This window comes from candidate division TA06 bacterium (assembly GCA_016235665.1).
In the GTDB taxonomy this organism is placed as follows: domain Bacteria; phylum Edwardsbacteria; class AC1; order AC1; family EtOH8; genus UBA5202.
The window spans coordinates 289116-315729 of sequence record JACRJI010000016.1 but is presented as its reverse complement, the minus strand read 5'-3'; the positions used below and the strand labels follow the sequence as shown (position 1 = coordinate 315729).

Annotated in this window: 17 protein-coding genes and 1 riboswitch; all 17 genes read left to right on the top strand. The window is 51.9% G+C overall.

Translation table 11 applies throughout. The annotated features are described in order from the left end of the window. The first annotated feature begins 269 nt into the window (after nt 1-269). The 17 genes from HZA73_11725 to HZA73_11645 all read left to right on the top strand — a co-directional run bounded on the left by HZA73_11725 (nt 270) and on the right by HZA73_11645 (nt 26612). Nucleotides 270-2336 carry a T9SS type A sorting domain-containing protein gene (locus HZA73_11725; GenBank protein ID MBI5806691.1) on the top strand — a complete coding sequence of 689 codons (2067 nt, stop codon included), beginning with the start codon at nt 270-272 and terminating at the stop codon, nt 2334-2336. A 248-nt stretch (nt 2337-2584) separates the two neighbouring features. After that, nucleotides 2585-5461 carry a TonB-dependent receptor gene (locus HZA73_11720; protein ID MBI5806690.1) on the top strand — a complete coding sequence of 959 codons (2877 nt, stop codon included), beginning with the start codon at nt 2585-2587 and terminating at the stop codon, nt 5459-5461. 51 nt (nt 5462-5512) lie between these two features. Beyond that, nucleotides 5513-8635 (top strand): hypothetical protein, encoded by a 3123-nt coding sequence (locus HZA73_11715; protein ID MBI5806689.1) that lies wholly within the window; start codon nt 5513-5515, stop codon nt 8633-8635. Between the two features lie 109 nt (nt 8636-8744). Further along, nucleotides 8745-9773, top strand: a complete 1029-nt coding sequence (locus tag HZA73_11710) for a PorV/PorQ family protein (GenBank protein ID MBI5806688.1) — start codon at nt 8745-8747, stop codon at nt 9771-9773. Nucleotides 9774-9885: 112 nt separating this feature from the next. Next, nucleotides 9886-11967 carry a hypothetical protein gene (locus tag HZA73_11705; GenBank protein MBI5806687.1) on the top strand — a complete coding sequence of 694 codons (2082 nt, stop codon included), beginning with the start codon at nt 9886-9888 and terminating at the stop codon, nt 11965-11967. Nucleotides 11968-12115: 148 nt separating this feature from the next. Continuing rightward, nucleotides 12116-13168, top strand: coding sequence for a hypothetical protein (locus HZA73_11700; protein MBI5806686.1), 1053 nt, complete (start codon nt 12116-12118; stop codon nt 13166-13168). 206 nt (nt 13169-13374) lie between these two features. Then, nucleotides 13375-16899, top strand: coding sequence for a chromosome segregation protein SMC (gene smc, locus HZA73_11695; protein ID MBI5806685.1), 3525 nt, complete (start codon nt 13375-13377; stop codon nt 16897-16899). Nucleotides 16900-16957: 58 nt separating this feature from the next. Next, a complete protein-coding gene (locus HZA73_11690) occupies nt 16958-17872 on the top strand; it encodes a magnesium transporter CorA family protein (protein ID MBI5806684.1) in 915 nt (304 codons plus the stop codon). 98 nt (nt 17873-17970) lie between these two features. Next, a complete protein-coding gene (gene ftsY, locus HZA73_11685) occupies nt 17971-18915 on the top strand; it encodes a signal recognition particle-docking protein FtsY (protein MBI5806683.1) in 945 nt (314 codons plus the stop codon). Between the two features lie 50 nt (nt 18916-18965). After that, nucleotides 18966-19175, top strand: a riboswitch (FMN riboswitch). A gap of 119 nt (nt 19176-19294) precedes the next feature. Next, nucleotides 19295-20407, top strand: a complete 1113-nt coding sequence (gene ribD, locus HZA73_11680; protein ID MBI5806682.1) for a bifunctional diaminohydroxyphosphoribosylaminopyrimidine deaminase/5-amino-6-(5-phosphoribosylamino)uracil reductase RibD — start codon at nt 19295-19297, stop codon at nt 20405-20407. A gap of 35 nt (nt 20408-20442) precedes the next feature. Beyond that, the gene (locus HZA73_11675; GenBank protein MBI5806681.1) at nt 20443-21033 is read left to right on the top strand and encodes a riboflavin synthase; all 591 of its coding nucleotides are present in this window, start codon (nt 20443-20445) and stop codon (nt 21031-21033) included. Nucleotides 21034-21156: 123 nt separating this feature from the next. Further along, nucleotides 21157-22386: a bifunctional 3,4-dihydroxy-2-butanone-4-phosphate synthase/GTP cyclohydrolase II gene (locus HZA73_11670; protein ID MBI5806680.1), complete on the top strand. Its 1230-nt coding sequence runs from the start codon at nt 21157-21159 to the stop codon at nt 22384-22386. 146 nt (nt 22387-22532) lie between these two features. After that, on the top strand, nt 22533-23012 hold the full coding sequence (locus HZA73_11665; GenBank protein ID MBI5806679.1) for a 6,7-dimethyl-8-ribityllumazine synthase: 480 nt from the start codon (nt 22533-22535) through the stop codon (nt 23010-23012). After that, complete coding sequence (nusB, locus tag HZA73_11660) at nt 23009-23419, top strand: transcription antitermination factor NusB (GenBank protein ID MBI5806678.1); 411 nt, start codon at nt 23009-23011, stop codon at nt 23417-23419. The genes HZA73_11665 and nusB overlap by 4 nt, the downstream gene beginning before the upstream one ends. Before the next feature lie 27 nt (nt 23420-23446). After that, nucleotides 23447-24187, top strand: coding sequence for a metallophosphoesterase family protein (locus tag HZA73_11655; protein ID MBI5806677.1), 741 nt, complete (start codon nt 23447-23449; stop codon nt 24185-24187). A gap of 413 nt (nt 24188-24600) precedes the next feature. Then, complete coding sequence (locus tag HZA73_11650) at nt 24601-25641, top strand: glycosyltransferase family 2 protein (protein ID MBI5806676.1); 1041 nt, start codon at nt 24601-24603, stop codon at nt 25639-25641. Then, the gene (locus HZA73_11645) at nt 25638-26612 is read left to right on the top strand and encodes a flippase-like domain-containing protein (protein MBI5806675.1); all 975 of its coding nucleotides are present in this window, start codon (nt 25638-25640) and stop codon (nt 26610-26612) included. The genes HZA73_11650 and HZA73_11645 overlap by 4 nt, the downstream gene beginning before the upstream one ends. The last annotated feature ends 2 nt before the right edge of the window (nt 26613-26614 follow it).

The window sequence follows — 26614 nt, the reverse complement described above, 5'->3', positions numbered from 1 at the left end:
TCCTGAGCAGGGCCAGCCGGCAATGGGAGGTATCCCCTGATTTTCCGTTCCAATAAAAAAATATTTTAAATATTTTTTGTAAGCTATTGACAATTTGGTTAAAAAGTGATAACCTTTTAAAAATTGCAGAAAAATATATTTGACAAGAGATTAGGAAAGGAGGTGACGGCAAAGAATCCTGTTTTAAGCCAGACAAAAATACGGTAAAACCGGCTAAAAAAACACGCCGGTAAAAAACTAATTTTCAACTTAAAAAGGGAGACCAAAACATGAAAAAAAGTTTGATTTTGGTATTGGCTGTGGCTTTGATGCTGGGCTTTGCCTACCAGGCCCAGGCAGCACCCAAAGCGATGAATACCATAGAGGACAATACTTCAACTGCCCCAAGAATGGGTCCGGCTAAGATCAATGTGGTTGGAAACAAAGCGGTCCTCACCTCCGTGGTCGACACCATCCAGAACATCCGCACCATTATGTCAGCCTCGGCCCGCAACATGGTATGCAGCCCCGGCGCCACCCTGGATAACGACACCATCCAGATTGCCTACCTGCGCGGCGTTGCTGCTACCTATGCTCTGTGGCATGCCTATTCCCTGGATGGCGGCGCCACCTGGACCAACAATCTGGTTGATAACACCGCCCGTCCCCGTTATCCTGCAGCTGTGGTGGGCGACAACGACGAGGGCAACGGGATATACCGGCCCCTTCACATGGCCTATCACCGGCAGAACGAAATGCAGATGTATTATTGCCGCGAGGAAGGAAGTTTGGGCGATGGTTTGTTTACATCCTACCAGATATCCAACAGCTCTGACGCCAACCTTTGGATTCCCAACCTGAACCGCAATGGCAGCTGCATGTCCGTTTCCGGGTTTGACAACGGCACACTGGGAACAGCCTGGGCCACTTTCTCCAATGATATGGGCACTACCTGGAATCCCAGCCGGATGGTTGCTTATCCCACCTTCGGGGATTGGGCCTTTGGCCCGATCCTGATGCATTACGCCCACCAGGAGAGCGTGATTGCCTTCATGCCGCTGCCTTGGATGTCATTCGACCTCAGCGGCGATGCCAACCAGCCGGTCTATTGGATGTCCACAGACAGCGGTGTGACCTTTACCGGTCCCATTCCGATCGTTCCCGAGACCCTGCTTCCCCAGTTCGCAGGCGCCTGTTGGTGGTATAACTACGACGCCATCATGGTGGACGGCGTACCGCATCTGGCATTTGACCTGACAGATTATGAAGGCGTTTTGATGGGTCCCAACGGCTCGGGTATGTTTCATGCAACTCCCAAGGATCCCAGCGACTATAGCCAGGGCTGGAAGGTCACCAGGGTCACCGGAGTTGAGGATCCCATCACCGGAGACGGCGTCTATGCCGGGAATCCCTCGATCGGCGCCGATGCTTCCGGCAACCTGTTCGTTTCCTGGTGCGATAACGGCCACTCTACGGCTACCAATGGAATCCTAGTGGCGGCATCCACCGACGGCGGCGACCACTGGACCTTGCCTTATACGGTTGTTGAATACGACACTTTGGAAACCTATGACATGTATCCCCAGGAAATGTCCCGCGAGGTCGGCACTGCGGTTCACATCATAGCCTGCGACGGAATTCAGACTCCGGATGCCGGCGGCCTTGGCCCGCTGTATCACTTCTCGGTACCGGTTACCGAGATACTGGCCACCGGCGTAGGTCCGCTGGTCAACACCCCGTTGATCTACAGCGTGGGCAAGCCCATGGGCACCGGCGACACCACCCTGGCCCCGGCCGGCGACAGCCTGTATTTCTCCTGGAGCACCGGTTTCGGCTACGGCGGAATCTACGAAGCCCAAGCCAGCCAGGACAGCACCTTCGCAACCGGAGTTGGCAAGTATTTTACCAAAGACAATGAATTCACATCCGTCGGCATGCCTGCCACCGGCAAATGGTTCTGGAGGGTCAACGCTACCCTCGGCACCACCTCAGCTTGGAGCGACGTGTATACCTTTACCTATGGCGGCACAAGCATTGACTCACTCTTTGGCGTAGAAGGCCAGACCCAGTCCAAGCCGGTGCATAGCTTCGCCCTCAACCAGTCCCGACCCAACCCGGTCAAGGGGAGCGCCGAGATCGCGTTCAACCTGCCCAAGGCTGGCAGCTACTCTATCACTATCTACAACATCCTGGGCCAGCCGGTCAACGTCCTGGAAGGCCGGGGCAATGCCGGAGCCAACAAGGTAAGCTGGAACAGCTGTGACAAGAACGGCCAGAAGGTTTCCAACGGCGTATATCTGTACACCCTGAAATCTCTGGGCAACACCGCTACCAAGAAGTTAGTGGTGGTCAGGTAAGTTCGTTAAATAGCTGCTTAATTTTTCAGATAAGATATGGTGGGGTTTAAAAAACCCCACCATATCGGTCCCACATACATAAACCAGTAAAAACAGCGGACATACAATCCCCAGAAAAAATACTGAAATTGAATGCGATTGCTTTTTTGGAATGCATAACACATTGCAAAAAAGATTATAATAAGATACGGGTTGCTTTGAAATTAAAGAAAAATAAACAAATATTATTTAAGGAGGGAAAAGGAACCATGAAGGTGAAATCCTTAAAAGTTCTGTTGGCGGCGATGATGGTTTCATTGATCGTCAGCGGCGTAGCGTTAGGCGGCACTACGGGGAAAATTTCCGGCGTTGTCGTAGACGCTGAGACAAAAGAACCATTGCCCGGGGCAATGATCACAATATTAGGTACTCCCATGGGCGCCAATACCGATATCGACGGGAGATACTCCATCATCAATATCGCTGTCGGCACCTATTCGGTCAAAGCCAACATGATGGGGTACGAACCGCAGACGATAACCGGTCTAAAGGCCATCATGGACCTGACCACCACCGTGAACTTCCGGCTGAAACCCACCATCATTGAGATGGAAGGCACCGTGGTTACTGGGCAGAGAGACGCCATGCAGGTCCGGGCCGACATCACCAGCACCACAAAAACAGTATCCACCAAGGAAATTGAGAATATGGCCGGTGTCCGCAGCTACGCCGATGTGGTATCAAAACAGTCGGGCGTGGTCAGTTCCGAGGGCGGAAGTTCCGGAGCCACCAGCGGCGCTCACATCCGTGGCGGACGCTCAAACGAGATTGCCTATTTTGTGGATGGGCTTTCCACCCAGGATCAGGTTGTCGGGGGAAGCGGAGCCCAAATTAATACCAATGCTATTCAAGAGGTCATGGTCATCACCGGCGGCTTTAACGCCGAATACGGCCAGGCCATGTCCGGCGTGGTCAACGTTGTCACCAAGAGCGGCAGCAGCAAACACGAGGGCATGCTCAGGTATGCAACCAACGGTATATTGCCAAAAGAGGATGTGCTCAACCGGGGATATCATGGGATAGAAGCCAATGTTGGCGGCCCGGTTCCGTTGCTCAAAGACTTCAAGTACTTTGTCTCAGGCGAAATCAACCGCTATGCGTATGACAGGGAAATGTATTTTTATCCCAACACCCAGCGCGAATTCTACTCTGGACAGGCCAAGCTGACCATGGACAAAAGCTTCTTTAAGGTGACCCTGGGTGGTTTTGTTTCCCGGACCCAGAGAGGCCGCAATGAAGGATGGTCGGTCAATCATGATTTTGATTATAACAGTGCCCACAAACGTTCAACTTTGCAGAAAAGTCAGCAATTCCAGGCCACCATAACCCATATGCTCAGCAAGGATGCTTTTTATACGGCCAACTTGGCTTATTTCATGACCAAGACCACCAATGGCGTACGGAAATACAACAAAGAAGGGTATGAGGGTTGGTTTTCCGATTACGAGTTCAAAGAGTTTTATGCCAGGAAATTTTTCACCAATCCCAACAGTCCGTTATACAACGGAGACACTACGGATGGATATGCCACATATTATACCAGCGACCCCACATTGAATCCCTACGGCATAAACGGTTTCTTTGTGGGAGGAGACTTTCCGTTCCCGTCACAGCGCCAGTCGGAATATGCGCTGGGCAAGGTCGATTTTACCACCCAGCTTAACAAATTGCATCAGTTGAAAGCTGGTGCAGAGACTAAATTCAATAAGATAAAATTCCACAGCGTTAGCTATCCTGCCAGCAGCGACATCAGAGAAGACGGAACCGTTTATTATCTTTTCTCTCCTGACGATTACACCTATTATCCGTTCCAAGCCAACGGTTATGTTCAGGATAAAATGGAATTCAAGGGTATGATCGTCAATGTCGGCGTGCGGATGGACCTGCTGTCGGCCCATGCCAAGCGCCCGGTTGATTATGAGGTATTGACCCCCATGGATCCGTTGGATCCGAATGCGGCCCATATTGAATTTGTGGATTCCAAGGCAAAATATAAGATATCTCCCCGCCTAGGAATTTCCTTCCCAATCTCCGAAAAGACCGCCTTCCGGTTTTCCTACGGACATTTCTTCCAGAGTCCTGATCTGCAGTACCTGTATGCCGACATCAATAATACTGCTTCGCAGGCTGTCACCAGATTAGGCAATCCAGACTTGAACGCTCAACAGACGGTGGCTTTCGAGATCGGCTTACAGCATCAATTCTCACAATCATTCTTGATGAACCTGACTTCATATTACAAGGATATCTACCACCTGCTGGGTCAGGAAAACATTGTGCTTCCTTCGGGCAACTATTATCTGTACAAGGATACCGAATACGGAAATGTCAAGGGAGCAGAGATTCAACTGAACATGCAGTTCACAAGAATGTTGTCGGGTAACGCTTCTTACGGCCTATCGGTGGCCAAGGGCAGCAGTTCATGGGTAGGCGAGCTGTCCAATTACCAGTATTTTTCCGGTACCGATTGGGTGCCGGTCCAGGATTATTATTTGGAATTCGATCAGAGACATAACCTTATGGCCGATATTTCGCTTAATACCGAAAAAGGCGACGGACCCAAGTTGTTTGGTGTCAGGCCATTGGAAAATTTCAGTGTTAACCTGTCTTCAACTTTGGCCAGCGGCCTGCCCTACACCCGGACCACTTCCAAGGGAAAAAAGCTTGAAATCACCAACAGTTCACGTATGCCTTGGACTACTAGCACCAATCTGCGGTTGAGCCGGTCTTTTTCCATCTGGCGCCTGAATTATAATCTGGTGGCGGAAATCGAGAATTTATTCAACAACAAAAATGTAAATACCGTCTATTCCAATACCGGCGACCCGATTGATAACGGTGCCTTAGCGGGAGGCCTTTTAGAACAATATAGACAGCCCATTACACGGTACCTAGACAATGATCCCCGCAGCCCAAATCCGTACTATAATTACCGGGCTGACTTGAACCACGACGACTATGTTTCGGCCGAGGAACATTATTACGCCGCGCTTAAATCCAACGAGGAACTTTCCAAGCATGGCGCTAACGGATTCCCCTATGGAGTTGGGCGTGAACTGAGGCTCTTCGTCAGCGTAAACTTTTAACGATTAAAGGCAACGTTGCAACAAAATACTTTTAGGAGGTTAACGGCAAATATGAAAACCCTATTAAATCGTGCCCTGTGCCTAAGCCTGCTGCTTATTGCAGTATTTGCCTTGGTTGCGGGCAGTGCTTATGCCCGGCCCTCGGTTGAAAACAGCGGCCAAAATTCAGGAAAAGTATACAACTGGAAGGGGCTGTATAAAAACAACATCATGGCAGGCATAACCAATTTCGGTCAGTTATGTCAGGTAGAAGGCGGAAGTAATCCATTTTGTTTTTGGCCCGCACCGGCCCGGGACGGAAACGGCGACCCGATAGCTCCCCTTATGAATTACGTGTTTGGCTGGGGGCTATGGGTGGGAGGCCAGGTCAAGACCGTCAGAATCATACCTGGGGTGACCCGTGATACTTTGGTAACCCAGGGTTATAATCCCAGCAACTCCAAGTATGAATACACTCCGGGCGGTGTGGTAGCAGGGGTGCCTGCAAGCCCCACCTCGTCTGCTGCTAAGCTATATTCGTCCCTGGAGCCAGGCTGGGCCGCTAAAGACGGGAATAGCGTGGTAAATTCAGTTGAGGATACCTGGTGTCAGTATAATGATTATAATGTCAACAACCACCTGACCGGACGTCCTTTAAAAATCCAGGTTACCCAGACCACCTACCAGTGGAATTATCCCTCCAACACCGACATCATCTTCTTCATATTCGACGTAAAAAATACCGGCCCGGATACCATTTTCGATGCATATCTGGCCCCGACCACAGACTGCGACATTGGAGGCGAAGCCGATCCCTACCAAAATGACGTATGCTACTGGGATTCCACCACTAACATGGGTTATCAGTATAATAGCATCAACAGTGAACCTGGGTGGAACCAACAACCAGGCTGCGTAGGTTTTATGTTTTTAGAAAGCCCGGTGCCCAATAAAAGCTTTACCGCACCCGATGGATGGCACATTGAGCCCCCCGCCGGACCTTGGGATACGTTGCCGGATGGATCGTTCAAAAAGATTGGGCTCTATGCATTTAAGGTGTTCAATCGGGCAATAGATCCGCCCACCGATGTCGAGCAATATCAGGAATTGGCAGGATACGATTATATGACCGGGATTTTTAAGCGGCTGGACAGTAAACCTTCCCCAAATGACCAGCGGTTTATGGAATCCACGGGACCCATAGATCTATATCCCGGAACATCGGCCAGAACCATTGTGGCGCTGATTTGTGCCAAATTTGATTACAGCAATCTAGGTGTTGATGATACCTTGGCAATCAAAGAACTCAGGCAAAAAGCCAAAACCGCCAAGGCTATTTACGATCTGGGATGGCTATTGCCGGGACCACCCAAAGCCCCTGGACTGACTGTGATAGCGGGCAATCGCAAGGCCTTGATCAGCTGGGATAAAAGTTCGTGGGACCTGCCTGACAGCAGTTTAACAAACCCTGATAGCAGCTTAATGAATTACGATGCCGGGCTTAAATATTATTACAGGGTAGTGACAAAAGACACATTAGATGTCAGCAAGTTTGATCCCAACTATCGTAAATACAGCTTTGAGGGCATCAAACTGTATAAAAGCCTTGATGGTTCTGCTTGGCAATTGATGTCACAGTGGGATATTGCCAACAGGTTCAAAGTCACAAAAAGAGGGCTGGAGATAATGGGGCCTGACACCCTGTTCACAGGGTTGACCAATTACTACCAGTTTAATCCCGCTTACATCCCCAGCGGAACTACAGGTCTTTTTGTCAGCGACCAAGGCCTCGATTCTGTCTTTGCGACCAACGCCGACAATGCCGGATTAAGTTATTCCTATAATGACGAAAATTTAATAAACGGTAACACATACTATTACTCGGTGACCGCTTACGGAATAAATTTCAATTCCGTTAAAACCACCGATTCCGCCACAAATATTACTTCTATCGTAAACAAAACAGGACAATATTTTGAGACAGCCATAAGCGGCAATGTAAGGTCTGTGATACCGCGCACCGACCCTGGCGATTATGTGCCTTCTTCTTGGATGGTCACAGCCAACAGCGGATTATCATACGGTAAAAGCCTGTTTGTCACCCCCTCGCTTGACGTTCCCAAACTGGTAAAAACAGCTTCATACAAACAGGTTTTTGGGCCGGTTACCCGCGGGGCTAAGGGAAGCAATGGCTGGTATATCCCGCAGATATCATATAAAGTTCTGGATGCCAACGATTCAATCATCATTCCTTTAACCACTGTAAGTTTAACTTACGACTCCACCGTGGTGGGATGGGTAAAGCCGGCCTTTTTGTATTCACCATCCGGCAATTATATAACGGTAAAGAACCAGATTGCCAATGTAACCCCGTCCTCGTTCGGAATTTATAAGGTTGAGCCATGGTATCGCGGAACAGATACAACTTGGTGTTATGTTTCTAATGACTGGAGATGGGCCTTTAGGGGATCGGTGCTAAAGATCATCTGGCATGTTATTAAAGGCGGCGGAGATACTCTAGTGAGCAACGATACATTAAGCTGCGAAGTTTGGGATGAAACGAACAACACTTTGATTCAATCCGACACTTTAAGCCTCGGCGCCATAACTACCAGCGGTTGGAATTTTGGAGCCACTACGGCCGGTACGGGACGAACCATTATGAGTTCGGCTTCAAGCTTTGCACGCAAATGGATGAACGTTTGCGGGATCCGGCTTTATTTCAATAACCCAAACAAGACCGGAGTAGGTTTGAACATGACCTGGGCCACCCATCCGGTTGAAGGTGAAATTTGGAGGATCTATCCGTTTGGCGTTACGGTTCCCACCGAAGGCGAGTATCAAGTGATATCCGTGAAAGAAGCCTCCTGGACTACAGTGGTTGATTGGGCCCGGGTTAAGGTGGTGCCCAATCCCTACCTGGTCCGAAACACCTGGGAAACCTCCAATGAACGTTCAAAATTACAATTTATAAACCTGCCGGCCAAATGCACTATAAAAATATTCACCATCGCCGGAAACTTGATAAAAGTACTTGAACACGAGAACGACAGCCAGACAACCCAGGGCGGTACGGCTTGGTGGGATCCTATGTTGACAATGAATAACCAGAATATTGCCAGCGGAGTTTATATTTATCACGTAAGCGCTCCAGGAATTGGGACCCATATTGGCAAGTTTGCTGTCATCAAGTAAAATAATATCAGGCAATTTTAAGTGTCGCCGGACCTGCAAAACTCCGGCGGCACTAAAGAATCTGGAACGAAAAACAAAAAACGCGATACATTTGGAAGGATTGAGGAAAATGTTCATAAAGAAAAAAATTGCAGCAGCGCTGGTCATCCTGCTTCTGGCTGGGGTGGCTCATGCTGTCACTTTTTCCAAAGTGGGTATGGCGGGTGCCCAATTTCTTAAAATTGCAGCTGGCGCCCGGGCTGTGGGAATGGCCGAGGCTTTCTCAGCTGTAGTGGATGACGCTACGTCCATTTATTGGAACCCTGCTGCTTTAGCCAAGGTAAAACAACAGGAGATTTCTTTCACTCACAACAACTGGCTGGCAGAGACGAAGCATGAGTTTATCAGCTATTGCGTACCGATGGGTGGTGCTGGCAATATTGGTTTTGACATCACGGTCCTAAATATGGGGGAAATGGAAATCACCAATACCGAAAATCCTGACGGCACCGGGGAGTATTTTAGCTGCTACGACTGGCAATTTTCGGTGGGTTACGGCAGAAACCTTACTGATAAAGTGGCTTTTGGAATCGTAGGCAAATATATTCAGCAAACGATCTGGGATATCAAAGCCACAGCGATGGCCATGGATCTAGGGGTAAGCGCCCAAACCGGTTTTAGAAGCTTACGTCTGGCTGCCGTGATGACCAATTTCGGCAGTGATATAACATTTAGAGGCGGCCATTTGGAAACAGATGCTGTATATAATAACCTGCCGGTTACTGAAACCTCCGTTCAAAGGGTGGCTTATTTGGCCCACGCATCATCATTGCCGCTGACCTACAGATTGGGTAGTGCATATGACCTTATTGACGGAGCAAGCCATAAATTAACCGCGGCATTGGATTATGTCCACCCCAATGACGGGAGCGAAAAGCAAAACATCGGAGCAGAATACTCCTTTAATAAGATGTTTTTTGTCCGTAGCGGTTTGAGAATTGATATTGATGCCAGGGATGATAACAATGCTTACAGTCCGACCTTTGGTTTTGGCGTTCATTATGGGTTTGGTATGGTCAAAACCAAGATAGACTATGCATATGCCGATTACGGTTCATTGGAAGCGGCGCATCGCATAGCTCTTGCCTTGGCATTCTAGCCAAAAATATTGGCGTAGACGGGTCCATTTATTAAGCAGTTTTCTTTTGGTTGGTTGTATAGTTATCAGAAGGTTTGTTTTACAGACCAGCGCGGTATTTGTTAGGTAGCTTATGAAGCGATTATTTATTGTAATATTGACTTTTTTGCTCTTTGAAATTACAGCTTACGCCCAACAATGGACCGTGATGCTGTACTTCATGTCCCATAATACCCTTTATCGTTATGCATTGGAGGATCTTGAAGAACTACAAAAGAATCAGGACATGTTTGGAGTTAACTTCATTGTTCAGATAGATTCAGACCAGGGTGCAAAACGATATAAAGTTGACAGCAAAGGTTTGCATTTATTGGCTTATTTGGGAGATGTAAACAGCGGCACCCCCGAGGCATTGATCAATTTTGGTGTCTGGACGGCAGACAGATACCCGTCAAAATACAACATGTTGGTTTTATGGGATCACGGTGACGGTTGGAGCAAAGACGAAAAGTATATCGGATATGATGAACTATATTTAGATTACCTGTCTGTTTCCCAGGGTGAGCTAAAAAAGGCTGTCGGCGGAATTGTAGCAAAACTGGGAAAGCCATTTGATTTGATAGCTATGGATGCCTGCGGCATGCAGATGGTTGAGGTCTTGATGGAGTATAAAGATCTTAGCCGGTTTGTAGTTGGCTCCCAGGCCATGTTTCCGCTAAATGGCATACCATATGATCTTGCTTTTAAAGAAATCGCAGGCCTTTCCCCTGAAGAATTATCTGTTAAGGTTGTCAATTCCTGCCGCACAGAATACTTATCAGACCCCGGGGTGACATTTTCGGCGGTTGATATTGAAAAGCTGACGGCATGGACCGGGGAATGCAGTGAATTTGTGAACCAGGCTTCGATTTCCAGCAATACCGGATTGGTTGATGTTCAATCCATGACAGATTCGGTTCAAAGATTTTCTCCGTTTGATAGTTATGACCTTTTTGATGCGTTAAGCTTTTTCTCGAATCATATCGGGGGTACACTTTCGGGGCAAGCAATAATATTAAAAAATAAATTACTGGAATGCATTTTAGCTGAATTCCATAATTCCGGCGGATATGAAAGGTCAAATGGTTTGTCGGTATGGCTCGCAGCCTCTGGTTATAGCTTTAACAGCAGGATAAAGGAATACTGGCATTTAAACTGGACCAGGTTGAGTAGTTGGGATAAATATTTATGCAGTTTGATAGGTATTCCGGATGTGTCGGCTCCAATTGTTCAGAACCTTAGGCTTGATAAAGCCTTGGATAATTGTTACAGGTTGAGCTGGAATGCCAGTTATGATCAAAATCGGATTGATGTCTATCAGGTCAGAAGAATCACAGGGACAACTAATTCGTTTTTTGACAATGCTGAAACCGGGGGTACGGGCCAGTTATTTTTAAACGGTTTCTCCCGGGCTGGCTTTAATGCCGGGTATCTCTCAGAATACGCATATTATTCAACCAATGGCGTCATTACAACATCAGCACCTGTAGAAATTGACAGCAACGGCGGGATTGGATGGATGATGAAGGCTCAACGGGGGTACTGTTATCTTCTGGCCTCTAATGATACCTTGATTGGTTGGGATACATTGGCGAGATATCCCGGTTATTTGGATACAACTTGGAATTATTACTATCAGGAGTTGCCTATAGGTCTGAATTGGATCAGGTGGACCTGGAGTACAGAGTCTTCAGGGTGGGTTTTTATAGATGACATAAAAAGTCCTGTTTACACAAAAGATAGTACAATTATTGGACAAACAGAGGATACCTTTTTTACTGTAACCCAGCAAATCACGCCTGTTTCAGAGTATCAAATTCGAGCCATAGATGGCATAGGGAATAAAGGTCATTGGAGCGTTCCGGCCATTTTGATCACTGGAAAAATTATTAAACATCAGTTATGGCCAAATCCATGTTCAGGTGAAGTAAATTGGGTAGTGAGGGATAAATCTGACAGCCAGCCCAAGATAATAGTATTTAATCTATTGGGGCAAGTAGTTGCCATGCCCAATATGGTTAACAGGCAGTATCTCTCAACGGAGGCTATATACAATTATAGTTTTAAATGGATTACAGAAGGCAATTGCTTTTCAAGTGTTGCCGGAGGTATATATATATATAAGATCATAACTTCTGAAGCGCCAATGTTCGGCCGTTTTGTTCTTGTTAAGTGATAAACGACAGTAATAAAATAAAAATAAAACCCTAACTAATGAGGAGGTTATCATGCGGGGTCATCAGCGTCTACTCATGCTAATATGTATCTGTGCGTTGTCAATAGTAATGCATGGATGCTCTAAAAGGGATATGGCAACGAGCACAATGGAAACTGACTATTCTCCGGCAGCCGTTGTAGCTTATCCAGGTGTAAATTCAATTACTGTCAAATGGACACCAAACTCTGACGCAGAATCTCAATCCGGTTTCGGAGGTTATTATGTTTACTGTACCACCCGGGCAAACGGTTTTGCCAGTTTACCTACCGATAGTTTGATTGCTTACCAGATTGCAGGTGGATTGACAGCCACGGACTCTTGCACCTTTGATAGATTAAAATCAGGGGAAATATTACAGAAAGGTACCATATATTATATAGCAATTCGTTCAATGGTTGATGGAGCGCTTTCGGGTAACAGCCAGACAGTTATGAGCTCCCCAAGGCCAGAAGGGATTATGACTCTGTATGCGTATGTGACGGGAGATTCAACTTATTGCATGATGGGGTTTGATGTTAACACGGGTTTAGCTAGCAAGTATAAAACTTTAAACCGTGCATACATTGATTCAGTCGAGGACAGCACAGCAACTCCTGTAAGCTTGACTGTTAACTCTTATGGTAACTTTGGATTAGCCTATAACCCTCCCAGTTTTATTAGGATAGGTTGGTCCGTGGCTCCCGCTAAGGATACTACAATAGTTAACCGCCATACGGGTGTGGGATTGTTAAGTGACCAGACCACAGCCAGTTCGGTGGATATTATAGCTCAATTAGCTGCGGGAGGGACCCAAGTCCAAATGATTAGTCCAAAATTCGAAGGGATTTTATTGTACGATAAGTGGATCTGGGCTTTTAATGGTCGCACCACAGTAATCCAAGATCTCCCCGGCGGTTGGAGAACCTCAACTCCCAGTATATCAGGCGATTCCCGTTCAGTCGTTTTAACCGTTGGCAATGCTTATCAAATACTAACCAGCCGTTGGAATCCAACAACGTCATCATTTACAAATTATTATGCAAAAATCGCAGTAGATAGTTTATATGACGTTGTTACTGTTCCAAACGGTATTGCCACTAAGAAGGTCGTATTGCGCTATGCATATCAGACGGCAAACGATCCTTTTGCTGGGGATGTGGAAGGACTTAATAATTTTTAAAAAGGGATATCATCGTTGTTGAAAATTAAGGTCTTGACCAGTACTGGTCAAGACCTTAATGGTTTATTGCTATACCAAATGTTATTTGATGCCTCATATGTAGAGGTTTTTTATGTTGACGCTATTGCCTAATATTTGGTAAAATCATATGTTATGAAAATAAATTATATCCAACGGCCCAGTTCAATAAACTACTGAGCAATAAAATGTACCTTTCACGGCTGGAAATATTCGGATTCAAATCCTTTCCCCAAAAGATCACGATAGAAGCGGGATCAGGGGTCACCGCCATCGTGGGGCCCAACGGCTGCGGCAAGACCAATGTGGTGGACGCCATCCGCTGGTGCCTGGGCGAGCAAAGCACCAAGACCCTGCGCTCGGAGAAGATGGAGGACGTCATCTTTAACGGCACCAAGGGCGAGAAGCCGCTCTCCATGGCCGAGGTCAGCCTGATCTTTTCCAACGAGGACGGGCGGCTTGCGGTGGAGTACAACGAGGTCTCGATAACCAGGCGGCTGTTCCGCTCCGGCGAAAGCGAATATCTGATGAACAACCGCACCTGCCGGCTGAAGGATATCACCGACCTGTTTTTGAACACCGGGCTGGGGGCCGACAGCTACTCGATGATAGAGCCCAGGATGATCGAGACCATCCTGTCGGAGGACCGCACCACCCGCCGCAGCCTGTTCGAAGAGGCGGCCGGGGTGGCCAAGTACCGCCAGCAGAAAAAGACGGCCGAGCGCCGGCTGGAATCCACCAACGAGGACCTGCTGCGCCTTCAGGATATCGTGGAGGAAGTGGAGAAAAAACTGCGGTCGCTAAAGAGCCAGTCCAGCAAGGCCAAGGTCTACGACCGCTTCCTGCAGGACCTGAAGGAACTGGACCTGAAGCTGGCGGCCTGGGACCACTTGCGGCTGAGCCGGGAACAGGAAAAAATGACCGCCCAGATCAAGGTATTGCAGGAACGGCGGGGCGAGATGCAGCAGCAGCTTGATGAACAGGAGAATTCCATCGGCCGGGCCCGGGAATGCCTGGAGCAGAATGAAGAACAGATCACCGAAGTCCAGAACCGGATCGGGCTGGTCTCGGAAGAGATACAGAAAATCGAGAACCGGCTGGCGGTGATCCGGGAAAGGCGGTCCGGGCTGGAACAGGCCATGCAGCGCCGGGAGGGTGAGATCAAGTCCCTGCTGACGGCCATCAATGGGCTGGAAGCCCGTTCCAAGGAACATCAAAGCGCCCAGGAGCAGACCTCAGTCTCTCTGGCTTCCATGACCGAACAAGCCAAGAATCGAGAAGCCGAACTGCTGCGGCTGGAGTCCAGCCTGACCTCGGCCAAGCTGGCCCTGGGCGAGGCCCGCCACGAGCTGATGGAGGCCCTTAAAAAGGAATCCGAGGGCAAGGAGCAGATCGCAATATTGCTTAGCCGCCAGGAAAGCGCCACCAGGGAGTCGGCCAAGCTTTCTGATGAACAGAAAGCCCTGCATCAGGAGATCGAGCAGCGGGCTCAAAAACTTTCGGGGCTGATAGAACAGGTGGCGGTGGAGCGCAAGGCCCTGGAAGTGCTGGCTGAAGAACGGAGCCGCCTGAGGCTTAAGTCCAAAGAGGCCCAGGACGAACTGCTGCTTTTAAACAATCAGCTGGCCCAGAACGGCTCCTATCTTTCTGGTCTGGAAAAAGAACAAGAGCTTTTGTCCGGGCTGAATAAACGCTACGAGGGATACGGTCAGGGGGTCCAGCACCTGCTGTCGCAAAAGAACGAACTGGGTTCAGAGATATATCCCCTGGCGGAATTGATACAGGTTGAGCCGGGCTATCAGCAGGCCATTGAGGCCGCCCTGGGCGAAAAACTGCAGTGGCTGGTGGTTCCCGATCTCCAGGCCATGAAACGGGCCGGGCAAATGTTAAAGGACGACAAGGCCGGCAAGGCCACCCTGATCGCGGCTTCTTCCTTTGGGGCGGTAACAGAGCCCAGGCCGGTAAAGATATCGGGTACAAGTGGCTGGGCCGCTGAATACATAAAATGTGCGCCCCAATATCTTCCTTTGATCGCCAAGTTGTTGGATAAAACAGCCGTGGTGGATAACGGAGGGGATATTTTCACGTTAGGCCAGGAAAATCCCGGATTGACCCTGGTGAACCTGGAGGGTGAAAAACTGGACCGGACCGGGGCGTTGTATGCAGGCAGCATGCCCCAAGGCCAGTTTGGGCTGCTGGAAAGAAACCAGCGGATAGAGCAACTGGAAATTGAGATCTCCGCCTCCCGTCAGGATATGCAGACCAAGACCTCTCATATCCAGTCCCTGCGGGCCAAATCGGCCGACCTGGCCAAGCGGTCAGAAGAAGTGGATAGAGAAACAGATAAACATCAGAAGATGCTGTTGGATTCGGAACGGCTGCAGGCCGGGCTTGCCGCCGATGAAGAGCGGAGCCGCCAACGGATAGGGGAGGTCTCCGTTCTGCTGGAAACTGTTTTGGCCGGAAGCGACCAGCTGGGCCGGGAGCTGAATACCCTGCAAAACGGCTTCCTTGAATCCAGTGAAAACAACAGGGACGAAAGCCAGCTTCTGACCCTGAGGGAACAGGAGGTCCAAACTCTGGAGCAGGACCGGACCCAGAAAGCCGCCGAAGTGAACGCCCACAAACTGGAACTATCCGGGTTGAATGCCAGGTTGGAGGGGATCCGGCGGGAGCTGGAGGAAACCGAGAGCCGTAAGAACGAATCGCTGGAGCGGATCCAAGACCTGAGGGCCGAAGACGAAAACAGCTTCGGCAGCATGGCTCAGCTGCAACAGGAGGCGGAATCGCTCAATGTGGAACTGGAAAAACAATCGTCCCTGCGCAAGTCCGCCATGTCTCAAAGGGAGGAGTTCCAAAAGCAAAGCCAAAGATCGCTGGCCGATCTTAAAAATGCCGAAGAGGGCATGCATAAGGTCCGCCGTGAACACGAGGATCTGCAGCAGCAGTTGTCTCAGTCCCAGATAGACCTGGGTTCATTGAACAACGAATACGACAACCTGGCCCAGAGGATGCAGGCCGAATACCAGACCGAACTGGCCGGACTGCCCCAGCCGGAAGAATTTGACGAGAACGCCGCCCGCACCCGGACCGAAGACCTGAAGTTAAAACTCAAGAAACTGGGGCCGATCAATTTTGCGGCCTTTGAGGAGCTGAATGCCGAGGAGGAGCGCTACGGCTTCCTGTCCAAGCAGCGGGAAGACCTTTTGACGGCCAAGCAGGACCTGATGACCTCCATCACCAAGATCGACGAGACCGCCCGGGCCATGTTCCTGGAGACGCTGGAGGGGATCAAGAAGGGCTTCGTCCAGATATTCCAGCGGCTGTTCATCGGGGGCGAGGCCGAGATAAGGCTTTCAGGCAGCGAGGACCCGCTGGAGGCCGAGATCGAGATCCTGGCCACTCCCGAAGGCAAGAGCATGAAGTCCATCACCCTGCTCTCGGGCGGCGAGAAGACCCTGACCGCCACCGCCCTGCTGTTCGGCATCTACCTGGTGAAGCCGGCCCCCTTCTGCGTGCTGGACGAGATCGACGCCCCCTTGGATGACGCCAATGTCCAGAGGTTCTGCAAAATGCTCAAGGATTTTTCCGCCAGCACCCAGTTCATGGTGATCACCCACAACAAGCGGACCATGGAGGCGGCCGACCGGCTGTACGGCGTGACCATGGAACAGCCGGGGATCTCCAAGATAGTTTCGGTCAAATTCGACTGAGACCTTTAACCACATTTGTCCCAGCAGGAAGAACAAGGGGCAAGACAGGGAGCAAGAGATGCAAAGAGGGTATCAGTTAAGCGATCTTAAAATATGCCCCGGCCAGGGGGCGGCCTGCCCCATCCAGATGTTCATCAACCCGGACGAGGCCGAGAAAAAATATCTGGTCTCCGAACTTAAACTGGACGAACACACCCTTAATTCCGCCCTGGACCCGGACGAACAATCCCGGCTGGAATTTGAGCCTGATCATCTGGCCCTGATCTTAAAGCGGCCCCAGAATTATTCGGCCCGCGAGGAGTTCCTGTTCAAGGTCTCCTCGTTCGGGCTGTTCCTGTTCAAGGACCGGCTGGTGGTGGTGGTTTCTGAGGACATTCCGCTGTTCGAAGGCAAAATCTTCAACAAGGTCAGCTCGATCAACGACGCCGCCCTGAAGCTGATATACCGGTCCATCTACCATTTTGTTGAGCATTTGAAGATCATCAACATGGTCTCCGATTCGCTGGAGTCCAAGATCAGCTCCTCGATGGAGAACCGCTATCTGTTGAACCTGTTCACCCTGGAAAAAAGCCTGGTCTATTACCTCAACGCCATCAACTCCAATTCCACGGTGATCGAAAAGCTCAAATCCAACTCCGCCAAGATCGGCTTTACCCAGGAGGAACACGAGTTTCTGGACGACGTCACCATCGAGAACAATCAGTGCTACAAGCAGGCCGACATCTATTCCAACATCCTGGCCGGCCTGATGGACGCCCGGGTCTCCATCGTCTCCAACAACCTCAACGTGCTGATGAAGACCCTGAACATCATCACCATCGGGATCATGGTGCCCACCTTCGTGGTCAGTGCCTTCTCCATGAACGTCAAGATCCCCATCCAGGACCATCCTTTGGCCTTCTGGATGATAATTGGCCTGGCCCTGGTCTCGGTGGCCGGATTCATGATATTCTGGCGTTTTAAAAAATGGTAAAAGGACGATCCCTTGGGTAAAGAAAGACCAGAAACATTTTTTGGACGCGGATTAACGCAGATAATAAATTAAAATAAAGTGCCCGTTAAAAAACATAGATGTCAATTTTCAAGTCACTAAAAGAGGGGTTGAGCAAGACCCGCCAGGGGGTGTTGGGCAGGATCTCCGAACTGTTCACCGGAAAAAAAGCTCTGAGCGCTTCCGAATACGGGGAGCTGGAGGAGCTTTTGCTTTTGGCGGATGTCGGGCCGCAGGCCGCGGGAAAGCTGCTGGAATCGGTCAAGAACGGAGACCAGGAACTGACGGCCATTGAACGGCTGAAGCGGGAGATGCTGGCCATCATTTCACAGAATTCAGAAACTTGTCCTGAGCATGGCGGCTTTGCCAAACTTACGAATGGATTCAGAATTCAGAATTCAGAATTCTTGTGTAAGCCCCAGGTATGGCTGATCGCCGGGGTCAACGGCTCGGGCAAGACCACCACAATCGGCAAGCTGGGGAACATGCTCATTACCAACGGCAGCAAAGTGATGCTGGCTGCGGCCGACACCTACCGGGCGGCGGCCATCGAGCAGTTGGAACTATGGTCTAAAAAGATAGGGTCAGGCTTCGTGGGCTCGGCTCCCGGGGCCGACCCGGCCAGCGTGGCCTTTGATGCTGTCAGCGCCGCTCTGTCACAGAAAACGGATGTTCTTCTCATAGACACCGCCGGCCGTCTGCACACCCAAAAGCACCTCCGGGATGAACTGGTAAAGGTCCACAGCACCATCGCCAAGAAGATGCCTGGCGCGCCCCACCAGACGTTGCTTGTGCTGGATGCCACCACCGGCCAGAACGCGCTTTCCCAGGCCCGGCTTTTCTCCGAGGCCATACCGGTCAGCGGTATCGTGCTGACCAAGCTGGACGGCACCGCCAAGGGCGGGATAGTGCTGGCCATCGCCCAGGAGCTGAAACTTCCGGTGGTGCTGGCCGGGGTGGGCGAAGGGGCGGGCGACCTGAAGGTCTTTGATGCAGAAGAGTTTGTGGAGGGCGTCCTGGGATAGGTCAGGAATGCGATAATACTTGACTTTTTATCGTCAATCAGTTATATTTATAGCACCTTCAGGGCGGGGCGCAATTCCCCGACCGGCGGTTTTAAAAGCCCGCGAATCTCCCTGCCCACGAAATACACGAAACACTCTAAAACAATACTGGGGTTTAGTGTTTCCTTCGACTTTGCTCAGGACAAGTATTAGTGGGCAGCAAGATTGATCCGGTGGAATTCCGGAGCCGACGGTAAGAGTCCGGATGGGAGAAGGACTGATGGATCGGTGAGATCGGATTGCTGATCAAGACTGAACAAGTGATCTTTCAATAATCCCGGTTTCATTCATCAGGCTTTAATCCATTCAATCCCCTGAAGCATATTTAGGGGATTTTTTCATGTCCGATACCTTGAACTCAGACCTGCAATACATGGCGCGATCCCTGGCGCTGGCGGCCAAGGCCCGGGGGCGAACCTGTCCCAATCCCATGGTGGGGGCGGTGCTGGTCAATAACGGGGAGATCGTAGGCCAGGGCTATCACCAGAAGGCCGGGATGCCCCATGCCGAGATCGAAGCCCTGGCCCAGGCCGGGGAACAGGCCAGGGGGGCCACGCTGTACGTGACCCTGGAGCCCTGCAACCACCAGGGCCGGACGCCGCCCTGCACGGAAGCGATAATCAGGGCCGGGATAAAAAAAGTGGTCTATGCCACGGCCGACCCCAACCCCAGGGTCAGCGGGGAAGGGCACAAAACATTAACCAAAAACGGAATTGAAACGATCGGTGGAGTGATGGAACAAGAAGCGGTAAAAATGAACGAGGTCTACTTTAGCTACATGAAAAGCGGCCTGCCCTTTGTGACCCTGAAACTGGCGGCAAGCCTGGACGGCAGGATATCAATGGGGCAGGGCACTACCACCGGCCTGTCCGGAGACGAGGCCCGGCGCTATGTCCACCAGTTGCGGCTGGGGCACGAAGCGGTGATGGTGGGATCCAATACCGTGGTCGCCGACGATCCGCAGCTGACGGTGCGCCTGGTGGACAACCCGGAAAGCAAGCAGCCCACCAGGTTCATAACCGACGGCAAGTTGTCGCTTTCCCTGGATTCCAAGGTGCTGAACGATGGCAAGGCCAAGACCATCATGGTCACCACCTCGGCCGCCGACCAGGACAAGAAAAAGAAGATCGAAGCCAAAGGCATTGATGTCTGGACCATTGGCAAGGATGCCAAAGGCTATGTTGACCTGAAGGCTCTGCTTCATCAGATGGGGCTGGACGAGTACTGCAGCCTTCTGGTGGAGGGCGGCGGCAAGCTGGCGGCTTCGTTCCTGAAGCTGGGTCTGGTGAACAAGGTGGTTATGATCTATACTCCCAACATCATCGGCGCCCAGGGCGTAGCGGCGGTGGGGGAGCTGGGGATCTCCGAGCTCAAGGACGCATTTAAGCTGGGGGACATGGAATGCCGGATGCTGGGAAAGGATGTGCTGGTGGAAGGATACATTTCAAAATAATAAATCAAAAACTAAAAATCAAATAGTGGTAACCAGTGTTCACCGGGATAATTGAAATAACAGGAACGATCAAAGCTCTGCAAATAAAGTCCAGCGGCGCGCAGATTGAGATCACGTCGGGTTTTAAGGACCTGGCGCTGGGCGAGAGCATTGCGGTCAACGGGGCCTGTCTTACTGTGGTCAGGATACTGAAAGACGGCTTTGCCGCCGACCTCAGCCGGGAGACCTTGGATACCACAACTTTCAAGAGCCTCCGGGCCGGCATAGTGGTCAACCTGGAGCGGGCGCTTAAGCTGGGCGACCGGCTGGGCGGGCATCTGGTGGCCGGGCACGTGGACTGCCTGGGCCGGGTGGAGCAGGTCATAAAAAACAGCCAAGGCGCAACCATCGATGTCTCGGCCGGCAGCAAGTACCTGAAATACATCATCACCAAAGGCTCGGCGGCGGTGGACGGGATCAGCCTGACCGTGGCCCAGAAGACCGTCCGGGGGTTCAGGGCCGCAGTAATTCCCCATACCTGGAAGAACACCAATCTCCAGAGCATCAAAACCGGGGACAGGGTCAACCTGGAACTGGATCAAATGGCTAAATACGTGGAGTCAATTCTAAAAGGGAATAACCATTAACCACAAAAGGCACAAGGGGCACAAAAAGTAAAAAAATAATTTGTGTTTTATGTGCCCATTCGACTTCGCTCAGGGCATGCTTTCTGTGGCAAAATAAGGGATGTTATTTTAATAAGGGAATCAATGAGCAGCAAACTGAAATTCAATACCATACCCGAAGCGCTGAAGGATATCAAGCTGGGCAAAATGATAGTAGTGGTGGACGACGAGGACCGGGAGAACGAAGGCGACCTGGTGATGGCCTCGGCCAAAGTAACGCCCCAGGCCATCAATTACATGGCCAGGGAGGGCCGGGGGCTGGTCTGCGTTTCGCTGACGGCGGCCAGGCTGGAGCAGCTGAAGCTTTCGCCCATGGTGGAGCGCAACACCTCAAAACTCGGCACCAACTTTGCGGTTTCGGTGGACGCGGTCAAGGGCACCACCACCGGGATCTCGGCCCATGACCGGGCCCGGACCATCAAGGTCCTGATCGATCCCAAGGCTAAGCCGGCCGATCTGGCCCGTCCGGGCCACATCTTCCCCCTGCAGGCGGTGGAGGGCGGGGTGCTGCGGAGGGCCGGGCACACCGAGGCCGCGGCCGACCTGGCCGGGCTGGCCGGGCTGTATCCTTCGGGCATCCTCTGTGAGATCATGTCCGATGATGGCAGCATGGCCAAGGGTCCGGCCCTGTTTGCCTTTGCCAGGAAGCACAAGCTGAAGATCGTCACCGTCAAGGACCTGATACTCTACCGCCGGTCCAAGCAAAAACTGGTCAAGAACATCCTGAGTCTTAAACTTCCCACTAAATACGGGGAATTCAACCTGGTGGTCTACGAGGACCTGATCGAGAAATACCATCACCTGGCGCTGGTCAAGGGCGAGGTCAGGGGCAAAAAGAACGTGCTGGTGCGGGTCCATTCCCAGTGCCTGACCGGGGACATTCTTGGCTCGCTGCGCTGCGATTGCGGCGACCAGCTGGCCTCGGCCATGAGAATGATCGGCAAAAAGGGCTGCGGGGTCTTCCTGTACATGCGCCAGGAGGGCCGGGGAATAGGGCTGGTCAATAAGCTGCGGGCCTACCAGCTTCAGGACAAGGGCATGGATACGGTGGAGGCCAACCTGGCCCTGGGTTTCAAGGCCGACGAGCGGGACTACGGGATAGGGGCCCAGATCCTGGCCGACCTGGGGCTGACCAGCATCAACCTGATCACCAACAATCCTCAGAAGATCACGGCCCTGGAAGGCTATGGTCTGAAGATTTCCAAACGGGTGTCGGTGCAGATCTGCCCCAATCCTTCCAATCTCCGCTACCTCAAGACCAAACAGGAGAAGATGGGGCACATGCTGGATTTCGGCAACTGCGTCAACAACTGAAGACGGCTCGGATGGAAAGAACGGACCACCCTATTAGGACGCCGATCAACGCAGATCCATAGGATACAACGATCTATTCTGAACTCTGGTTCATTAGAGAAATCATTAATGATGCGAAGTAAATATTGTTTTATAAAGGAGAGAAAATGAAGCACAAGGTTTATGAAGGCCAGCTGAATGCCAAGGGCAAAAGGTTCTGCCTGCTGGTCTCCCGGTTCAACGACCTGGTGGGGGCCCGCCTGCTGGATGGCGCCCAGGACTGCCTGCTGCGGCACGGGGCCGAGGCCGACCAGATAGACATAGTCTGGGTGCCGGGCTCGTTTGAGATCCCGGGAGCCGCTTCCAAACTAGCCGCCTCCAAGCGCTACGACGCCGTGGTCTGTCTAGGTGCGGTGATCAGGGGCGACACCCCGCATTTTGACTACATCGCGGCCGAGGTGGCCAAGGGCGTGGCCCAGGTCTCCATGAGCACCGGCGTGCCGGCCATCTTCGGAGTGGTGACCACCGACAATCTGGAGCAGGCCCTGGAGCGGGCCGGCAGCAAGTCCGGCAACAAAGGCTGGGAGGCTGCCCTGTTCGCCATCGAGATGGCGGACCTGTACCAGAAGCTCGGCAAAAGCAAATGAGCACCAGGCACAAATACCGGGAGCTGGCCCTGCAGGCTTTGTACCAGATGGAGCTTACCGGTATCCCGCCGGAGGAGGCTCTGTACGACATCCGGCAGAGGAATTCCGGCCAGGCCATCGACTTTACCATCAGCCTGGTGCAGGCGGTGGCCGGGAATATCCGGGAGATCGACCAGATCATCGAGCGTTCGGCCAAGAACTGGAAGCTTTCCCGGATGGCGGTGGTGGACCGGAACATCCTGAGGCTGGGAGTGGCCCAGCTGATGTACCTGCCGGCCGAGGTGCCGCCCAAGGTGGCCATTGATGAGTCCATTGAACTGGGGAAAAAATTCGGGGACGGGCAGTCCGGGAAATTCATCAACGGCATCCTGGACAATGTCTACAAGGAAATGGCAAAACAGATTTGAACCCCAAAACCCATTTACGGTGAAGTTATGCGGTATGCAATCATCTCGGACATCCACGGCAATCATCAGGCCTTAAGCGCGGTCAAGGCCAGCCTGAAAAACGAGCAGCCGGATGAAGTGATCTGTCTGGGCGACATCGTGGGCTACGGGGCCGAGCCCGGCCTTTGCCTGCGGGAGACGCTGGAGCTTTGCCGGACCGTGGTGGCCGGGAACCACGATCACGGGGTGGCCGGAAGGCTGGAAATCTCCTTCTTCAGCGCCAACGCCCGCAAGGCGGTGGAGTGGACCTCCAAAGTCTTGGACCCCGCCGAGAAAAAGCTGCTGTATGATCTTCCCCTTTTAAAGGAGGTATCCTGGCCTGAAGGGATCTTTGTGGCGGCGCACTCGGCCCCGGAAAAACCCCAGGAATGGCGCTACATACTTTCCATGGACGAGGCCGAATACCAGTTCGAGCATTTTTCCCTGCCGCTCTGTTTTATAGGACACTCCCACCTGCCTATCTTCTGGCGGCTTGATCCTGACGGGGAATGCTCGATGGCGGGGCGGGAATACCTGCGGTTGGAGCCGGGGAACCGTTACATCATCAACGCCGGGAGCGTGGGCCAGCCGAGGGACGGCGACCCCCGGGCCTGCTATGCGGTCTATGACAGCCAGCGCCGGGAGCTGATCGTCAGGCGGGTGGAATACGACATCACCCAGGCCCAGCAAAAGATACTAAAGGCCGGATTGCCGGCCAGGCTGGCCGAGCGGCTGGCCCAGGGGGTCTGAAGCGTAATACTAACTCTATGGCTTTAGGGAAGACAGGATTAACATGATTTAAATGCCTGTCTAACTTGCTAAGGAAAAACAGAAAGAATATGGCGGGTTTGGTGAAAACGCAGGTATTGACTTAATTATGTTCTTTTTCTTTTTTGTGCCGCCAACTAAGAAAAAGAACCAAAAAGAAAAAAGCTCGTCGCTTAAAACTCTCCGTGCGTTGCGCTTCTCGTTGCTGGCGGGCTTGTCTGAACTCGGGCTTTGGTAAGCCCTCAAACATGCCAGACAAGCTTTTCCGCCATCAACTGCGATGCTCACTGATCGTTTTAACGCGACAACCGGGGTTGATATCGATTGTTCTCCATGCCTCCTGCGCTGATTGGATAATCATTGTGATTTATTTGAAACGCTAACGTACAATCGCCATGCCGACCAAAGTCGCCATAATAATTCCCCATTACAACGGACAGAAGCTGCTGGAGGATTGTCTGCCTTCCCTGTTCAAGACGGGGTATTCGGATTACACGGTCTATCTGGTGGACAACGCCTCCACCGACGGCAGTCAGGAATGGGCCAAACAGAATTATCCCCGGATCCAGGTGATCAAGTCCGACAAGAACCTGGGCTATGCCGGCGGATGCAACTTGGGGATCCGGTCCACCACCGAGGAATATGTGGTGCTGCTCAACAACGACACCGAGGTCAAGCCGGACTGGCTGGAACAGCTGGTCCTGGAGCTTGACAAGGATGCCACCGTTGCCGCGGCCCAGCCCAAGATCCTATGGCTGAAGGACCGGACCCGTTTCGACTATTCCGGCGGGGCCGGCGGCCTGATGGACGCCTACGGCTATCCCTATTGCCGGGGCCGGCTGTTTGAAGATACAGAAAATGATCGCGGCCAGTATGACCGGTATCCCGCCGACATCTTTTGGGCTTCGGGCTCGGCCTCAATTTACCGGCGCCAGGCCATAGAAGCCTCCGGCCTGCTGGACGAGGATTTTTTCATGCACATGGAGGAGATTGACCTGGCCTGGCGGCTTCACCTGCTGGGCCTGCGGGTGGTCTCCGTTCCCGGCTCGGTGATCTATCATCTTTCCGGGGGCTCGCTGCCCACCGGCAATTTTCGCAAGATGTACCTTAACCACCGCAACAGCCAGCTGATGATGTGGAAGAACTATTCCCTGGGCTCGCTGCTATGGGTCTGGCCCGGCCGGATGCTGCTGGAAGCGGCCGCCTTCGCCAAGGCCGTTGCCTCAGGCAACTGGGAATGGGCCCGGGCCATAGTGCAGGCGGGCTGGTGGCTGTTGGAGAACCCCTTTACGGTCTGGAAAAAACACCGCCGGGTCCAGGCGCTCAGAAAGGTCTCCGACCGCCGGATCAGAGAACAGATGTTCCCGGGAAGCATAGCCCTGGAATACTTCATCAAGCAAAAAAGAACTGCCCAACAATTGGAAGGTGAACGATGAAACAGGCCCTGAAGAAAACATTGTTATTGGTCTTCCGGATATTGATCAGCCTGGGGTTGATAGGCTGGATACTGCTGAAGGTGGACCGGCGGGAGCTGGCCGAGTCCCTGAGGAGCATAGACCTGTGGTACCTGGCCGCGGCTTTCCTGGCTTACCTGATAGTCAACGCCTTCTGCAACTGGCGGTGGCAGATACTGCTGGCGGCCCGGGGAATAAAGGCCGGGTACTGGAGGCTTTTCCGCTACTTTCTTAACGGCCTGTTCTTCGGGAACTTCCTGCCTACCACGGTGGGCGGCGACCTGGCCCGGGCCTATCTGGTGGTGGACGACTGCAACAAGAAATCCGAGGCCCTGGCCTCGGTGCTGGTGGACCGCTTCATCGGTCTGTTCGGTGTGATCATCACCGGCATCATCGGGCTGATTCTGGTGGCCAAGACCGGCCAGGAGATAAGCCTGTTGAAGGGCATGGTAATCGGCATTGCGGCGGCGCTGTTGTTCGTGGTGCTGTTCCTGAACAAGACCCTGGTGAAAAAATTCCGCTGGATGCTGAAGCTGCCCCTGATAGAAAAGGCCGAACACCACCTGATAGATTTTTACCATTCCCTTTACGCCTACCGCACCCACAAGAAAGAGGTCTTCTGGGCCTTCGTCCAGTCCCTGCTGGTCCAGCTGTTTGTGGTGTTCACCGCCTATTTCATCGCCATATCGCTGGACATCACCATTTCCATCATCCCCTTCTTTTTGTACATGCCGGTGATCGGGGCGGTGAGCATGATCCCGCTGTCGGTCAACGGCTGGGGCCTGCAGGAGGGGGCCTTCATAGTGTTCTTCGGCCGGGCCGGCCTGAGCCACTCCCAGGCCCTGTCGCTGGGATTCGTCTATCATCTGGTGGCGGTGGGGATTTCGCTGTTGGGCGGCCTGCTGTGGCTGATCTACGGCAGCAAGAAGAAACTGAAGGAAACCTGCGAATAGCC

Coding starts and splice junctions, on each gene's coding strand:
- ribD (MBI5806682.1), top strand. CDS start 19,295: ATGTCCGATACCTTGAACTCAGACCTGCAATACATGGCGCGATCCCTG.
- HZA73_11670 (MBI5806680.1), top strand. CDS start 21,157: ATGAGCAGCAAACTGAAATTCAATACCATACCCGAAGCGCTGAAGGAT.
- HZA73_11720 (MBI5806690.1), top strand. CDS start 2,585: ATGAAGGTGAAATCCTTAAAAGTTCTGTTGGCGGCGATGATGGTTTCA.
- HZA73_11665 (MBI5806679.1), top strand. CDS start 22,533: ATGAAGCACAAGGTTTATGAAGGCCAGCTGAATGCCAAGGGCAAAAGG.
- HZA73_11655 (MBI5806677.1), top strand. CDS start 23,447: ATGCGGTATGCAATCATCTCGGACATCCACGGCAATCATCAGGCCTTA.
- smc (MBI5806685.1), top strand. CDS start 13,375: ATGTACCTTTCACGGCTGGAAATATTCGGATTCAAATCCTTTCCCCAA.
- HZA73_11705 (MBI5806687.1), top strand. CDS start 9,886: ATGAAGCGATTATTTATTGTAATATTGACTTTTTTGCTCTTTGAAATT.
- HZA73_11645 (MBI5806675.1), top strand. CDS start 25,638: ATGAAACAGGCCCTGAAGAAAACATTGTTATTGGTCTTCCGGATATTG.
- HZA73_11700 (MBI5806686.1), top strand. CDS start 12,116: ATGGAAACTGACTATTCTCCGGCAGCCGTTGTAGCTTATCCAGGTGTA.
- HZA73_11690 (MBI5806684.1), top strand. CDS start 16,958: ATGCAAAGAGGGTATCAGTTAAGCGATCTTAAAATATGCCCCGGCCAG.
- HZA73_11710 (MBI5806688.1), top strand. CDS start 8,745: ATGTTCATAAAGAAAAAAATTGCAGCAGCGCTGGTCATCCTGCTTCTG.
- HZA73_11715 (MBI5806689.1), top strand. CDS start 5,513: ATGAAAACCCTATTAAATCGTGCCCTGTGCCTAAGCCTGCTGCTTATT.
- nusB (MBI5806678.1), top strand. CDS start 23,009: ATGAGCACCAGGCACAAATACCGGGAGCTGGCCCTGCAGGCTTTGTAC.
- HZA73_11650 (MBI5806676.1), top strand. CDS start 24,601: ATGCCGACCAAAGTCGCCATAATAATTCCCCATTACAACGGACAGAAG.
- ftsY (MBI5806683.1), top strand. CDS start 17,971: ATGTCAATTTTCAAGTCACTAAAAGAGGGGTTGAGCAAGACCCGCCAG.
- HZA73_11725 (MBI5806691.1), top strand. CDS start 270: ATGAAAAAAAGTTTGATTTTGGTATTGGCTGTGGCTTTGATGCTGGGC.